A 13,253-nucleotide genomic window follows, 5' to 3' on the forward strand; every position below is an offset into this window, starting at 1 on the left:
TGCGACATTTATAGTTTTTTATTTTTAGTTTTAATCGGAAGTAGCAAAAACGAAGGGGAAACAACATGCCTAATATGTTTGAATTAGTCGACAATTGTCGAGATAACGCGGTCATTAAGGTCGTCGGTGTTGGTGGTGGTGGCGGTAACGCCGTTGAGCATATGCTCAAAGCCAACGTGGATGGTGTCGAGTTTATTTGTGCCAATACTGACGCGCAGGCACTTAACCGTTCAATGGCAAAAACTACGATTCAGTTAGGAAGTGCGATCACTAAAGGATTGGGGGCAGGAGCCAATCCTGAGATCGGTCGCCAAGCTGCAATTGAAGACAGAGAGCGTATCGCGGAAATGATGAGCGATACCGACATGGTTTTTATTACCGCTGGAATGGGTGGTGGTACTGGAACTGGCGCTGCGCCAGTGATTGCTGAAGTGGCCAAAGAAATGGGAGTATTGACCGTTGCCGTGGTGACTAAACCGTTTTTCTTTGAGATGAAAAAGCGAATGCAAGTTGCTGAAGAAGGTATCGAGCAACTCCGCCAGCATGTCGATTCATTGATTATTGTACCGAACGATAAGGTGCTTAATGTCATGAAGGGCAAAAAACTAACGGAAGCATTCAGAGCGGCAAATGATGTGCTTCATGGCGCTGTGCAAGGTATCGCCGAATTAATGACTTGTCCTGGTCTTATCAACGTGGATTTCGCCGACGTACGCACTGTTATGTCAGAAAAGGGTACCTCTATGATGGGGAATGGCGTGGGCTCTGGTGAAGATCGTGCTAAACGAGCGGCTGAGCTCGCAGTTTCTAGCCCGCTTCTTGAAGATGTCGATTTAGCCGGCGCTAAAGGTATTCTGGTGAATATTACTTCTGGTGAAGATATGAGCATTGACGAATTCTCTGATGTTGGTAGCGTCGTTCAAGAATTTGCTGCTGATGATGCAACCGTTGTTATCGGTACTGCGATTGATCCGGAACTGAATGATGAAATTCGTGTCACAGTAGTGGCGACAGGTATTGGCCAGCAGGCAGCACCAGCTCCACAAGTGAAAGTTGATAACACCAAAAAAGCGGATGGCAGTAACAATTATCCTGAATTAGATCGTCCAACTATTCTGCGCCAACAAGCAGCAACTCCAAAGCAAGCGGTTGGCAGCGATATGGATTATTTAGATATTCCGGCGTTTTTGCGTAAACAAGCCGATTAATCTGGCTTAAAATTACCAGCAAAGACTGGATACCAACAGGATGGTTGATTGAAAGGTCAACTCTTGAGAGTTTGTCAGTATCGGTGGTCTCCCTTCACCGCCGGTATTGCTTTTGCTGGATAATTTTCTGCGACTCGGATGAGAAGTAACTCGAATCGCGATGTTTTTGAAGATATATCAAATATAAGTGACGACTGGATTACATTTTTGCGTAAAATTAGCCAAATCTGGGAGTTACGATTATTAAATAAGCGGTTTTTCGTGTCATAGCGACGAACTTTATGATAACATTCGGCAAATTTTGGAATAACTCATCCGATGAGTTCAAAATTTGTTCTCAATGTAGAACGCGGCAAGAACATTAGTAATTAATTGGAGATACTCTCAATTATGATTAAACAGCGTACCCTGAAGACCGCAATTCGTGCGACAGGTGTGGGTCTCCATACGGGTGATAAGGTTTATCTGACACTGCGTCCAGCGCCAGTCGATTCAGGTATTATCTTTCGCCGCGTAGACTTAGATCCAGTTGTCGAGATTTGTGCGGCGCCAGAAAACGTGGGCGATACCACGCTTTCTACGTGTTTGATCAAGGATGACGTTAGAATTTCAACTGTTGAGCACTTGCTAGCCGCGATGGCGGGCTTGGGCATCGACAATGCATATATTGATGTTTCTGCACCTGAAGTTCCGATTATGGACGGCAGTGCAGGACCTTTCGTATTTTTAATCCAATCTGCGGGTGTCGAAGAGCAAAATAAAGCAAAACGATTTATCCGGATTAAAAAGCGCGTCGAAGTTTCTGAGGGTGACAAAAAGGCGATTTTTGAGCCGTTTGATGGTTTCAAAGTGTCTTTTGGTATCGATTTCGATCACCCTGTATTCACCAGTAGCTCAAAATTTTCTGAAATCGACTTCTCCGCAACCTCGTTTGTGAAAGAAGTTAGTCGTGCCCGAACATTCGGTTTTATGAATGATATCGAGCACTTACGTTCGAAAAACCTTGTCCAAGGTGGCAGCATGGATAATGCGATCGTTCTTGATGAGTATCGAGTACTCAATGAAGATGGTCTGCGTTACGACGATGAATTCGTCAAGCACAAAATTCTTGATGCCATTGGTGATTTGTATCTTCTCGGTAATAGCCTTGTCGGCGCATTTACTGGAATCAAGTCCGGTCACTCTTTGAATAATATGCTCTTAAGAGCATTGGTCGCGGATGCTGATGCATGGGAAGTAGTGACTTTTGAGGATGCAAGCGCAGCCCCAATTTCATATATTATGAAACCTGGCTTAGCGATATAATCCAAAAATCTATGAAAAAACCGGGAAAGTCCCGGTTTTTTTAGTTTTGGTTTCTGAGATATTTTTAAGAAATTGTGAAGTTGGACAAGATTTCTAGAAAAATCAGCAATTTATCCTACACTTATCAAGTAAATTCGCTAAAGGATTATCTTGGTTGGACGATAACTTCAATGTTAGATAGACCAAAGTAGCCATTTTCACGAAAATAGCTCAGTAAATCAGGAAGTTGGAACCTGATTTTATTTGACCAAGCCGGACTGTCGACGGCAATTACTAGGACGTTTTTACGCAAATTTATTACCCGGCAATGCTTTGCAAGTGTTGCATTAAGTTTGCCATGTAAGGTATTGTTTAACGTCTGAATTTTGGACAGTTTGTCTAACAGGGCTTTGATTTCGCCACCTGGTTCGGAAATCAAGTTATTAACATTGTGGGTAGAAGGACGACTCATAGTTATAAATTCAATTAGAAATCAGCGGATTGAGCCGATAAAATGGCGCGTTTTCCTGAGATGATTGATTAATTAATGGATTGTAAGAGGTCGGTAGCCTCTTTGACAATAATTATTAAAAAACAATTCGAAATTAAAGAGATAGAGTAGTCCATGAGTATTACAATTTTACAGCGCTCGCCGCAAGGCATGCGGTCAGTGAAGCTAAAAAATCGCTACTTGTACACTATTGTGAGCCTCCTAGTGCTATGTCCATTAGTCGCTGGAGTGAGCGGTTACTACATTGCTATGAAGCAGTCTGACGCGGCTTACGTCGAGCAAGTAACAATAGACAACTGGAAAAATGAACTCGCCGAGCAATGGCAAGAGTTAGAACAAGCCAAACAATCTTCGCAACAGCAACTTAATGCTTTAACCGCCAAAATGGGCATGATGCAGGCTCATATTCGTCGCTTAGATGCTGCGGGTGAAAGAATCGTTAGCGTTGCCGGCCTCGATGCCAAAGAATTCAACTTCGGCGAAGCGCCAGCAATTGGTGGTCCAGAACGTCCTGCTGCGGAGAGCGATATCGATATCAGCAACTTACTGAGTTCGCTCAATGAAATCGATTACCAACTCGATTCTAGAGAACAGCAATTAACTGTTCTTGAATCTCTTTTGATGGACAAGCACATGGGGGTTGAGCGGTATATTTCAGGTCGACCAATTCGCAAGGGGTGGATGTCTTCTTACTACGGTGAAAGAAACGACCCATTCACCGGCAAACCTGCATGGCATGCAGGTGTTGATTTTGCTGGCAAAGAGGGTGACAAAGTGTTTTCTACTGCTGCTGGCGTGGTGACTTGGGTCGGCGATCGATTCGGTTACGGTTTATTGGTTGAAGTTAACCATGGTGATGGATTAGTCACTCGCTACGGACACAACAAGGAAATTTTAGTCAAAAAAGGCGACGTGGTAGAGAAAGGCCAAGCAATTTCACTGATGGGCAACACAGGCCGCTCAACAGGCGCTCATGTTCATTACGAAGTGTTGAAAAACGGCCGCACGGTTAACCCGCTTCCCTTTATTAATCGGCGGAGTAAAGGCTAGTCAGACCATAACCGTCAAATTCGTTACAAGGAAAGCCCGGCAGAAGCCGGGCTTTTTGTTTTTAGGTGGTCAATCACACGACTGCTGGTAAAGTTTTTACACATCATTTGGTCGATTTGACCTAAATTCTCAGAATATCAAGGCCATTTGCCTGGTATATATTTTGCTAACTTTGATTGGTTACTTTTATTGAAATATAAATTGTGAGCGAAAAAACACGGGTGGAGTGTTTAAGTTTAGGGAGCAAAAAAATGAAATTACGCTACAAAATTTTGAATAGTGTTATGGGGGTAATAGTACTCGCTACGGTCGGTTTGGTGGTAACACTCAGTTATACAACCGATTGTGAGGCAATAAAAAAGGTTACTCAACAAGATGATGGAATGCGAGCAATTGCTCACTACTGTTATGGTGCAGCTGACCAATTGAAGTTAGAAAAAGTCGCTAAACCAAGCCCAAGTGACAAGCAAGTGCTGGTTAAAGTGCACCGAGCGGCTGTTAACCCGCTCGATTATCATATGATGCGCGGAGCGCCATATTTTATCCGCTTAGGCCGCGGAATAGGGCACCCCGAACGAAACGTTATGGGCGCTGATTACGCAGGAGTCGTAGAAGCTGTCGGCAGTAATGTGAGCCGATTTAAACCGGGTGATAGAGTCTTCGGCGGTTCCCGAGGTGCATACGCGGACTATATTATGGTGGCGGAAGACAGTGCGATTGCGTTGATTCCTGAAAACGTTTCTTTTGAACAGGCATCCGCAGTCGGGGTTGCTGCTTCGACTGCTCTCCAGGCGCTTCGCGATCACGGTCAATTAACAAGAGGTCAAAGTGTTCTTATCAATGGTGCATCTGGTGGTGTTGGAACATATGCTGTCCAGATTGCTAAATCAATGGGTGCTGAAGTCGCGGGTGTTTGCAGCACTCGAAATGTAGAGCGTGTCGTTGCTATTGGCGCAGACAGAGTATTTGATTATAAAAAAGAGAGCTACATCGATAGTGGTGAAAAGTATGATTTAATTGTTGATATGGTGAGCAATCATTCAATCAGTGACAATCGTAAAGTGTTAAAGCCGGGTGGTCGTTACGTTATGGTTGGCGGTTCAAAAGGTAATTGGCTCGGTCCGCTGGCCCAACCTATCAGTGCCATGATCCAAAACTCATTTGTGGATGAAGAGTTAATATTTTTTGTGGCCAGTTTGACGCAAGCTGATACCCAAGTATTGGCTGACATGATGGCTCAGGGCTCAGTCACCTCTGTGATCGATCGCGTTTACGAACTTGAACAAGTCGCCGAAGCGATCAGTTACTCGGAATCAAGGCGTGCACGCGGTAAAATTATTATCAGAGTATCTGATTAATGCCGATCTAGTTACGCCCAGTGAAACGTTAAACCGCTGGTAACTCAGCGGTTTGCACTTGATTTCGACCCGAATTTTTTGCCTTATAGAGAGCTTTATCTGTCCTCTCGATGAGGGATCTATTTGATTCTTCTTCATGGGATATTGAGATGCCAATACTCACTGAGCAGTATATCTTTTCACCCTTGATCTCAAAGGCTTCGGACGCGAATCTCTTGCGGATCCGTTCGGCAACATAGGTCATATTTTTATCGTCGACATCACTCATTATCACCGCAAATTCTTCGCCGCCCATTCTGACTGCTAAGTCATCTTGCCTGATAGCCGATTTAAGGATATCGGCTAACTTAACTAACACCTGATCACCCGCTAAGTGGCCATGTTTGTCATTAAACATTTTGAAATTATCAATATCGAGCAGCAATAAGCCAAAGGAAGACTTAGAGAGACGCAGTAGTTCTACTTTTCGATCAAATGCGCGTCGGTTGGCAAGTTGAGTTAATGAGTCTAGTCTTGAAATTTGCTTATAGTGGTGTTCACTCAATTCCAATTGAGCAGCCTGCTCGTTCAACAATCTGATTCGGTAAGCAAGCGCAAGCGACAAGAGGACACTCTCTAGGGCGGCGCCAATAATAAGCGGTAATTCGATCCATTCATTCAGGGTGAAAACTCCCAACCAGTAGTTCAGCCACAAGAACCCTGCAAAAATATAAATAGTCCAAGCGATGATAAAAATACGAGCCGTTTGACTGCCTCGATACCACGCATAAATTGAAATGAAAAGTGCAATTAGCGGAAGTTGGCCGAATACAATTAGCACTAAGTTAAGTGCCCAATTAGGCGGTATAAATATGGCGATAAATGTGAGCGCGGTAAGAATGCCCAAAAGATACTGACAGAACTTCAAAATGTTCGGTGTATGCTGCCGAAGGTTGCAAAAATAGTACAAGAAGTACATCGACAAAGTCGTTATCACCATCACTAAAATGTTGAGACAATAATTAACAACATCCCAATTAAAGTGAGCGAAAATCCGAGCATGTCCATGGGCAAAAAACTGGTAGATTAACGTCGAGAGAATGGCTCCTGAGTAAATAAAATAAAGTTTGTCATTTAAATTTCGGCCAATCACGACATTATAGATCACCATAATCAGTAACAGGCCATAGCCCATTGCGTAGATAAAATTCAAAACAGCGCTGTGATTAAAAAACTCGTGATTGGTTTTTAAATTAAATTGCAAATGAAACTTATTAGAGGCTTCTACTCGCAAAAAATAAATTCTTTGCATGGTTTCGGTTGAAATTTTAAAACTAATAAATCGACTGCGTATAAAATTGTCAGAGTGCTTTGATTGTTCGTCGCTATCAATCACTTGCCAGCTGCCATCATTTTGCGGTCGGTACAATTTTGCTCTTGTTACACCGCTAGAAGCGAGTTCAAACCACAAACTGTCTTCTCTAAAGGCAGATGGTTCGACGGTAACTTTTAACCAAGCTACTTTCGGCGTACTTCCCGCCCAAAAATCCTTTTGAAACAGGTCTTCTTTTATCCAGCCGTTAGCAGATGACTGCCACTGATCGCTAAACTCAATATTTTCAAAGTCAATCTCTGGGGAAACAGGAAGCTGATATTCGATTTTGTAGGTGTGCGAGGGTATTGATACCGTGCGCGCTACGGTGTCGTGAGTAAAACAAAAATTGAGTGTAATAAATATTAGAATAGCCCTATAACTATTCATGACCATGCTTTCTTAATATTGTTTTTGGCTTGTTTAAGAGTTTAGCAAAAGATTGAGATATTTGATGAAAGAATTGTAAACGAGAAGTTGATATTGTGTGGTGATATCGGTGTTTGTCTAACCGTATAATTAACTTTTGTTGTTGTTCTCGCACTAATTGTCGTTCAATATCGAAAAGTTATATAAGATTGACGTTACGGAAATCTTGGATTAGATTGGATTACATGAAAACGAAGCCGCAATCAATTACAACAATTCTCCTCCTCATCTGTTGATGGGGTTTTTGTGTTGCGCGCAAGAATATTGAAAACCCCGAAGCGAAATCTTCGGGGTTTTTTTGTTGAATTTATTTTTATGACTAACAAGTAACAAAACACTGAGATTAAGAAAAAAGACCGATGAATAGATTAAATCGCCAAATTATTAACCTCCTCATTCTCTTAGCATATAGGAGATGGCGGGATATGGTTGACTAAATGACACAAAACACACCAAAGAAACCCGCCAAATAAGCGGGTTTTTTACTTTTTAAAGGTTGCAAATTGAAATGAGTGATAACAAGCGAATAATAATTTTTGATACAACGTTGAGGGACGGTGAGCAGTCTCCCGGTGCAAGTATGACCATCTTTGAGAAAATTCAATTAGCACACCAACTGCAAAAACTCGGCGTTGATATTATCGAAGCAGGTTTTCCAGTGATTTCAAAAGGTGATTTTGAAGCTGTGAATCAAATCGCTCGGCAAGTCAAAGGTCCTAAAATATGCGCTCTTGCTAGAGCGAAAGCACAAGATATCGAAGCGGCTGCTGCCGCTTTAGAGCCGGCAACCAATAAAAGGATTCATACCTTTATTGCGACCAGTGATATCCACATGAAATATAAGCTAAAAATGACTCGAGAGCAGGTAGTTTTACAGGCGGTTGCGGCAGTTAAAAAAGCTAAAACATATGTCGATGATGTGGAGTTTTCCGCAGAAGATGCGGCAAGAAGCGACCCTAACTTTCTGTTTCAAGTACTGGAGGCCGTTATTAGCGCAGGCGCGACTACGGTGAATATTCCAGACACTGTGGGCTATTCAACGCCTTTAGAGTTCGCCCAATTAATTAAGTCGATTAAAGACAATGTCCCCAATATCGAGAGCGCGGCAATTAGTGTGCATTGCCACAACGACCTTGGTCTAGCGTCAGCGAATAGTTTAGCTGCGGTAGAAGCGGGAGCAGAGCAAGTCGAGTGCACGGTTAATGGGATAGGAGAGCGTTCAGGCAACTGTGCGCTCGAAGAAATTGTTATGGCCCTCAATACACGTAGTGATGTTTTTGGTCATAAAACTCGCATCGACACAAAGCAATTAGTGCCGAGTAGCAAGATGGTTGAGTCATTTACCGGAATAAATGTTCAACCTAATAAAGCAATCGTTGGCCGTAATGCATTTGCGCATGAAGCCGGAATTCACCAGCATGGTGTAATCGCTAACAGAGGAACCTATGAGATCATGAGAGCTGAAGACGTTGGATTTGAAAGTAATGAATTTGTTTTGGGTAAACATAGCGGGCGCCATGCAATGAAGCTTTGGCTAAGTCGAAACAATATTCGCTTGGCTGACGATGAAGTCGCTGCGTTGTCAGAAAGCGTTAAGTCGCTATGCGATCAGAAAAAGCGAATCACTGACTCTGATGTTTTTGCGATTTTAAAAGAAACTCAGCAAGAAGCTGTCGCCATGGCAGAGCCGACGCATTTTATGGAGACCCGTCGATGGTAAAAACGCTATTCGATAAAGTTTGGGAGGCCCATTTGGTGACGCAAGAGTCGCGTGATACGCCAGCGATTCTGTATATTGATACTCATTTAATTCATGAAGTCACTTCACCACAAGCGTTTGCTATGCTGAGAGAAAAAAAGCTCAAAGTACGTTGCCCGCAAAAAACTTTTGCAACGATGGATCACTCAACACCAACATCCAAGCCCGATTCTAATGGTAATTATGTTTTTAATGGAGAGAAAGAAAAGCTTCAAGTCGAGCAGCTCAAGAAAAATTGTCAAGAGTTTGGCATCTCATTGTTTGAATTAGGCGATGATCGCCAGGGAATTGTGCATGTGGTTGGGCCCGAGCAAGGGATTACCCAACCGGGTAAAACCATAGTTTGTGGAGATAGTCATACCAGCACGCATGGGGCATTTGGAGCGCTCGCCTTTGGTATCGGAACGAGCGAGGTTGGTTATACTTTAGCGACTCAATGTATCCCTCAACGAAAACCGAAAACCATGGGCATTGAAGTCAAAGGCAAACTTGCACCTGAGGTTTCAGCGAAAGACTTGATCCTCGCCATCATCGCCAAAATCGGGATAGGTGGGGCAACCGGTCATGTCATTGAATATTATGGAGAAGGAATAAGCGCGTTAGATATGGAAGCGCGTATGACCATCTGCAATATGTCTATTGAAGCGGGTGCAAAAGCCGGCATGATTGCACCGGATCAAGTAACCTTTGACTACTTAGCAGGGAGACCCTACTCACCTAAGGGAGATAGTTGGGATCGCGCCGTTACTGCCTGGTCGAATCTATTCACCGATGAAGGCGCTAAGTTCGATAGCTATGTCTCGATTAATGCCGCAAATGTTAAACCAATGATTACCTACGGAACTAATCCTGAAATGGCGATACCGATAGACGAGAAGATTCCAGAGAGTGCGACTCAACAGGCGCTAAATTATATGGGGTTTGTCAAAAATGAAAGCTTGGTGGACAAAAACGTCGATGTGGTTTTCGTTGGTAGTTGTACCAACTCTCGAATTACCGACCTTCGTGTCGTTGCTGAAGTTCTTAAAGGCCAACGAGTTTCTGAGAAGACGCGAATGTTAGTCGTACCAGGCTCGCATCAAGTGAAAGCACAGGCAGAGGCAGAAAACCTTGATCAAGTTTTTATTGAGGCCGGGGCGGAATGGCGCGAACCTGGCTGTTCAATGTGTTTAGGAATGAACGGCGATATTATTCAACCCGGGCAAATTTGTGTAAGTACCAGCAATCGTAATTTTGAAGGCAGGCAAGGCAAAGGTGGTAGGACAATATTAGCAAGTCCGAGAACTGCAGCGATGGCTGCTATCGCTGGGAAATTAGTCGGCGCTTCGGCACAACCGCTATGCGAGGAGTATGCCTGATGGAGAGCTTAAAACAAGTTGAAACCATTGCCGCAGTCCTTCCGATAGAGAATATCGATACTGACCAAATCATTCCAGCGGAATATCTAAAAATTACCACTAAAGAAGGTTTAGGTCAGCATGTGTTTTCCAATTGGCGTTATGATTCAGAAGGTGGACTTGAGCAAGGCTTTGTCTTGAATTGTAGGCCGACTAATTCGGCAAAAGTTTTGATCGCTGGTGATAATTTTGGTTGTGGCTCCTCGAGAGAACATGCTCCTTGGGCATTAACTGACTTTGGAATTAAGGTGGTCATTAGTTCTTCAATCGCGGATATTTTTCGTAACAACGCAGTTAAGAATGGCTTGCTACCGATAGTGGTTGATAGTAACACTCATCAGGAACTACTTCAGAGCAACGGAGAAAGAATCAAAGTCGACATAGTGCAGCAATCAATCCATGTAAATGGCATGATTTATCAATTTAAGCTCGAACCATTTACTCGTTATTGTTTTTTAAATGGTCTTGATCAGTTGGATTTTCTTTTTAAACATGAACAACAAATTAGTGACTTTGAGTCACGACAGGAGTGCTTTCTCTAATGGCTATTAAAATCGTATGTTTGCCAGGTGATGGCATCGGTCCTGAGGTAACTCAGTCGACGATCGCGGTACTCAAGGCGGTGGGCGAAAAATTTCGAATTGAGTTTGATATAGCAGAGTACCCGATTGGTGGAATCGCGATTGAACAGTCGGGAACGCCATTACCTGATCAAACCTTGGCAGCTTGCAAAGAGGCCGACGCGGTTTTTCTTGGCGCTATCGGTGGGCCGCAGTGGGAAAACCCAGAAGCGTCGGTAAGACCTGAGCAGGGTTTATTAAAATTAAGGAGCGAATTAGGTGTTTTTTCAAATATCAGACCACTGAAAGTATTCCCTTCGTTAATATCGAGCTCGCCGCTAAAACCTGAGCGGTTAGCAGGCGTCGACTTTGTAGTTGTTAGAGAGTTGACCGGTGGAATTTATTTTGGCGAAAGAACGCGTCAAGATGATTATGCGACCGATGAATGTCGTTATTCAGTGGGTGAAGTCGAGCGAATCGCGCGAGTTGCCTGTGAAATGGCAATGCAAAGAAATAAACGGGTTACTTCGGTCGACAAAGCGAATGTATTAGAAACATCTCGACTCTGGCGCGAGGTTGTTACGCGTGTGGTTAAAAATGAATTTCCTGAAATCAATCTTGAACATCAATTAGTTGATTCCTGCGCAATGAAACTGATTCAACAACCCGCTCATTTTGACGTAATTCTGACTGAAAATATGTTTGGAGATATTTTGTCTGATGAAGCGAGTGTACTCTCGGGTTCGATGGGGTTATTAGCCAGCGCCTCCATTGGAGATGGTGTTGGTTTGTTTGAGCCTATTCACGGTAGCGCTCCGGATATCGCAGGCCTTGGAATCGCCAATCCTTACGCGTCGATTTTGAGCGCCGCGATGATGCTTCGGTGGCTAAATTTAGAGTTGGCTGCTAAGGCCGTGGAGGATGCCGTTCTTGATGCAATTGATAATGGAACACTGACTCGAGATCTAACCATTAGTAATAGCATGCGAGAAGCATCAACAAAAGAAGCAACTCAAGCTGTCCTAGAAGCGATATAAACAGTAAGCGCTTAATATTTCGCTTGGGTGATTAGATTTTTAATTTTTGTTCTAGCGCTGGTGTCAGAAATTTTTGTATGGGTTAAGCAACAAGCGGAACTGAGTAACGCTCCTTTATTTTTGGGACAAGTCAAAATTTTACGTAACTTTGGCGCAAGAATGAGTCGAGTCATTGCAAACGCATCGGATTAAAACTCCCTTGCGTACTTGTCTCAATGTCAATTGAGTAGTCGGTACCGAATCGCGCGCCGCTCAGTTTTGTGCGATCCGAATATAAACACGACGATTTTTCGCTCGACCACTTGCCGTTCGGTTAGAAGCAACGGGCTGCTTTTCACCAACGGCGATTGTGCGAAAACGATTATCAGGTACACCATCTAGTTTGAGTATTTTTAAAGTAGAGTCTATCCGTCTCTGGGCGAGTTTTTCATTATAGTATCGCGAACCTTTGCTATCGGTATAACCACTAACAAAGACAACTTCGACACTTTCATCATATTTTATGTATTGGGCGAGAGCGTGTAGTTTAGATTTATATCTTTCTCGTATTGAGGCTCTATCGAAATCAAACATTAGCGTCAGTTTGGTTAATTCGTTGATTTTGTATGGGACTAGTGAAGCGAGGCAGTCGAGGAATTTGTCATATTCAGCCTTAAAGCCCACAGAGGACAATGATACTGAGACTTGATCTTCGATATCAGAGAAATCTTGATAGTAAAACGTTGGAAAACGGCCGACTTCTAGTTCATTTAAAAGCCGCCAAGTTGCTAGTTCTTCACTTTGAAAAATATGCTTACCAGACTTTATTTCTATTTTCCCCAGTTCGCGACTAGATTGCATTGGCTGCCATGCCGGAGAAATGGCTCTGACATCAGCGACTTTAACGTTCCTAATGGGTTGTCTTTTGTATCCGAGCTTGAATCCAAGCTTTTCTCCTTTGCCTGCGACCTTTTTAAAGTTTGCGTCACCATACATAGGAATTGAGTGATTGAGTTGGCAAGATAGTGGATTTCCTAAAAACTGCCAACTCGATTCGCCCATCGGTGCTTCAAACTTCTTAAAACTGGCTGAAACGTAACAACTACTCGAAGCTATCAGCATAGTGAAAAGGACTTTTACTGTGTTGTTCATGAGGTATATTCCTGATGCTATTAGGCCTATACTGACAGCAGAAATAGGCGCTTTGATAAACTCGAAGGTTGAGCTGCATTGGTTATGTTATCGGCTTCAAAAATCCCGACTTAAATCTTTTTATATGAGTCTTATCGGCCGGTCTGAACCTCATAAGATGCATATTTCGGGGTGGTAT

11 protein-coding genes are annotated in these 13,253 nt (G+C 43.2%); 8 read left to right on the plus strand and 3 right to left on the minus strand.

Annotated features, from left to right (window positions below; translation table 11 throughout):
- The first annotated feature begins 74 nt into the window (after positions 1–74).
- Together ftsZ and lpxC are read left to right on the plus strand one after the other, a co-directional pair.
- Positions 75–1,208, plus strand: a complete 1,134-nt coding sequence (ftsZ, locus tag FLL45_RS10145; RefSeq protein ID WP_142942255.1) for a cell division protein FtsZ — start codon at positions 75–77, stop codon at positions 1,206–1,208.
- 390 nt (positions 1,209–1,598) lie between these two features.
- On the plus strand, positions 1,599–2,513 hold the full coding sequence (gene lpxC, locus FLL45_RS10150; protein WP_142941902.1) for a UDP-3-O-acyl-N-acetylglucosamine deacetylase: 915 nt from the start codon (positions 1,599–1,601) through the stop codon (positions 2,511–2,513).
- Between the two features lie 145 nt (positions 2,514–2,658).
- Here lpxC and FLL45_RS10155 read toward each other — a convergent pair whose 3' ends face one another.
- Positions 2,659–2,964 (minus strand): DciA family protein, encoded by a 306-nt coding sequence (locus FLL45_RS10155; RefSeq protein WP_142941903.1) that lies wholly within the window; start codon positions 2,962–2,964, stop codon positions 2,659–2,661.
- 153 nt (positions 2,965–3,117) lie between these two features.
- On the opposite strand from FLL45_RS10155, the gene FLL45_RS10160 reads away from it, so the two are divergent.
- Together FLL45_RS10160 and FLL45_RS10165 are read left to right on the plus strand one after the other, a co-directional pair.
- Positions 3,118–4,053: a M23 family metallopeptidase gene (locus FLL45_RS10160; protein ID WP_142941904.1), complete on the plus strand. Its 936-nt coding sequence runs from the start codon at positions 3,118–3,120 to the stop codon at positions 4,051–4,053.
- A gap of 251 nt (positions 4,054–4,304) precedes the next feature.
- Positions 4,305–5,411, plus strand: a complete 1,107-nt coding sequence (locus FLL45_RS10165) for an NAD(P)-dependent alcohol dehydrogenase (RefSeq protein WP_210247153.1) — start codon at positions 4,305–4,307, stop codon at positions 5,409–5,411.
- A gap of 28 nt (positions 5,412–5,439) precedes the next feature.
- Here FLL45_RS10165 and FLL45_RS10170 read toward each other — a convergent pair whose 3' ends face one another.
- Positions 5,440–7,152 (minus strand): GGDEF domain-containing protein, encoded by a 1,713-nt coding sequence (locus tag FLL45_RS10170; protein WP_185964402.1) that lies wholly within the window; start codon positions 7,150–7,152, stop codon positions 5,440–5,442.
- A gap of 547 nt (positions 7,153–7,699) precedes the next feature.
- Between FLL45_RS10170 and FLL45_RS10175 the strand changes: the two genes are divergently transcribed.
- From FLL45_RS10175 to leuB, 4 genes are read left to right on the plus strand one after another with little or no spacing between them, the layout of a single operon-like run.
- Positions 7,700–8,911: a 2-isopropylmalate synthase gene (locus tag FLL45_RS10175; protein WP_142941906.1), complete on the plus strand. Its 1,212-nt coding sequence runs from the start codon at positions 7,700–7,702 to the stop codon at positions 8,909–8,911.
- Positions 8,905–10,308 (plus strand): 3-isopropylmalate dehydratase large subunit, encoded by a 1,404-nt coding sequence (gene leuC, locus FLL45_RS10180; RefSeq protein ID WP_142941907.1) that lies wholly within the window; start codon positions 8,905–8,907, stop codon positions 10,306–10,308. The genes FLL45_RS10175 and leuC overlap by 7 nt, the downstream gene beginning before the upstream one ends.
- The gene (leuD, locus tag FLL45_RS10185) at positions 10,308–10,889 is read left to right on the plus strand and encodes a 3-isopropylmalate dehydratase small subunit (protein WP_142941908.1); all 582 of its coding nucleotides are present in this window, start codon (positions 10,308–10,310) and stop codon (positions 10,887–10,889) included. Before leuC ends, leuD begins: the two co-directional genes overlap by 1 nt.
- Positions 10,889–11,944, plus strand: a complete 1,056-nt coding sequence (gene leuB / locus FLL45_RS10190; protein ID WP_142941909.1) for a 3-isopropylmalate dehydrogenase — start codon at positions 10,889–10,891, stop codon at positions 11,942–11,944. The genes leuD and leuB overlap by 1 nt, the downstream gene beginning before the upstream one ends.
- A 252-nt stretch (positions 11,945–12,196) precedes the next feature.
- On the opposite strand, the gene FLL45_RS10195 is transcribed toward leuB, so the two are convergent.
- Positions 12,197–13,075, minus strand: coding sequence for a flagellar protein MotY (locus FLL45_RS10195; protein WP_142941910.1), 879 nt, complete (start codon positions 13,073–13,075; stop codon positions 12,197–12,199).
- Positions 13,076–13,253 lie beyond the last annotated feature (178 nt).

Source organism: Aliikangiella marina, from assembly GCF_007004765.1.
Classification (GTDB): Bacteria; Pseudomonadota; Gammaproteobacteria; order Enterobacterales; family Kangiellaceae; genus Aliikangiella; species Aliikangiella marina.

Excerpts from the sequence above, each read along its gene's own strand:
- ftsZ (WP_142942255.1), top strand. The coding sequence starts at position 75 with ATGTTTGAATTAGTCGACAATTGTCGAGATAACGCGGTCATTAAGGTC.
- lpxC (WP_142941902.1), top strand. The coding sequence starts at position 1,599 with ATGATTAAACAGCGTACCCTGAAGACCGCAATTCGTGCGACAGGTGTG.
- FLL45_RS10155 (WP_142941903.1), bottom strand. The coding sequence starts at position 2,964 with ATGAGTCGTCCTTCTACCCACAATGTTAATAACTTGATTTCCGAACCA.
- FLL45_RS10160 (WP_142941904.1), top strand. The coding sequence starts at position 3,118 with ATGAGTATTACAATTTTACAGCGCTCGCCGCAAGGCATGCGGTCAGTG.
- FLL45_RS10165 (WP_210247153.1), top strand. The coding sequence starts at position 4,305 with ATGAAATTACGCTACAAAATTTTGAATAGTGTTATGGGGGTAATAGTA.
- FLL45_RS10170 (WP_185964402.1), bottom strand. The coding sequence starts at position 7,152 with ATGAATAGTTATAGGGCTATTCTAATATTTATTACACTCAATTTTTGT.
- FLL45_RS10175 (WP_142941906.1), top strand. The coding sequence starts at position 7,700 with ATGAGTGATAACAAGCGAATAATAATTTTTGATACAACGTTGAGGGAC.
- leuC (WP_142941907.1), top strand. The coding sequence starts at position 8,905 with ATGGTAAAAACGCTATTCGATAAAGTTTGGGAGGCCCATTTGGTGACG.
- leuD (WP_142941908.1), top strand. The coding sequence starts at position 10,308 with ATGGAGAGCTTAAAACAAGTTGAAACCATTGCCGCAGTCCTTCCGATA.
- leuB (WP_142941909.1), top strand. The coding sequence starts at position 10,889 with ATGGCTATTAAAATCGTATGTTTGCCAGGTGATGGCATCGGTCCTGAG.
- FLL45_RS10195 (WP_142941910.1), bottom strand. The coding sequence starts at position 13,075 with ATGAACAACACAGTAAAAGTCCTTTTCACTATGCTGATAGCTTCGAGT.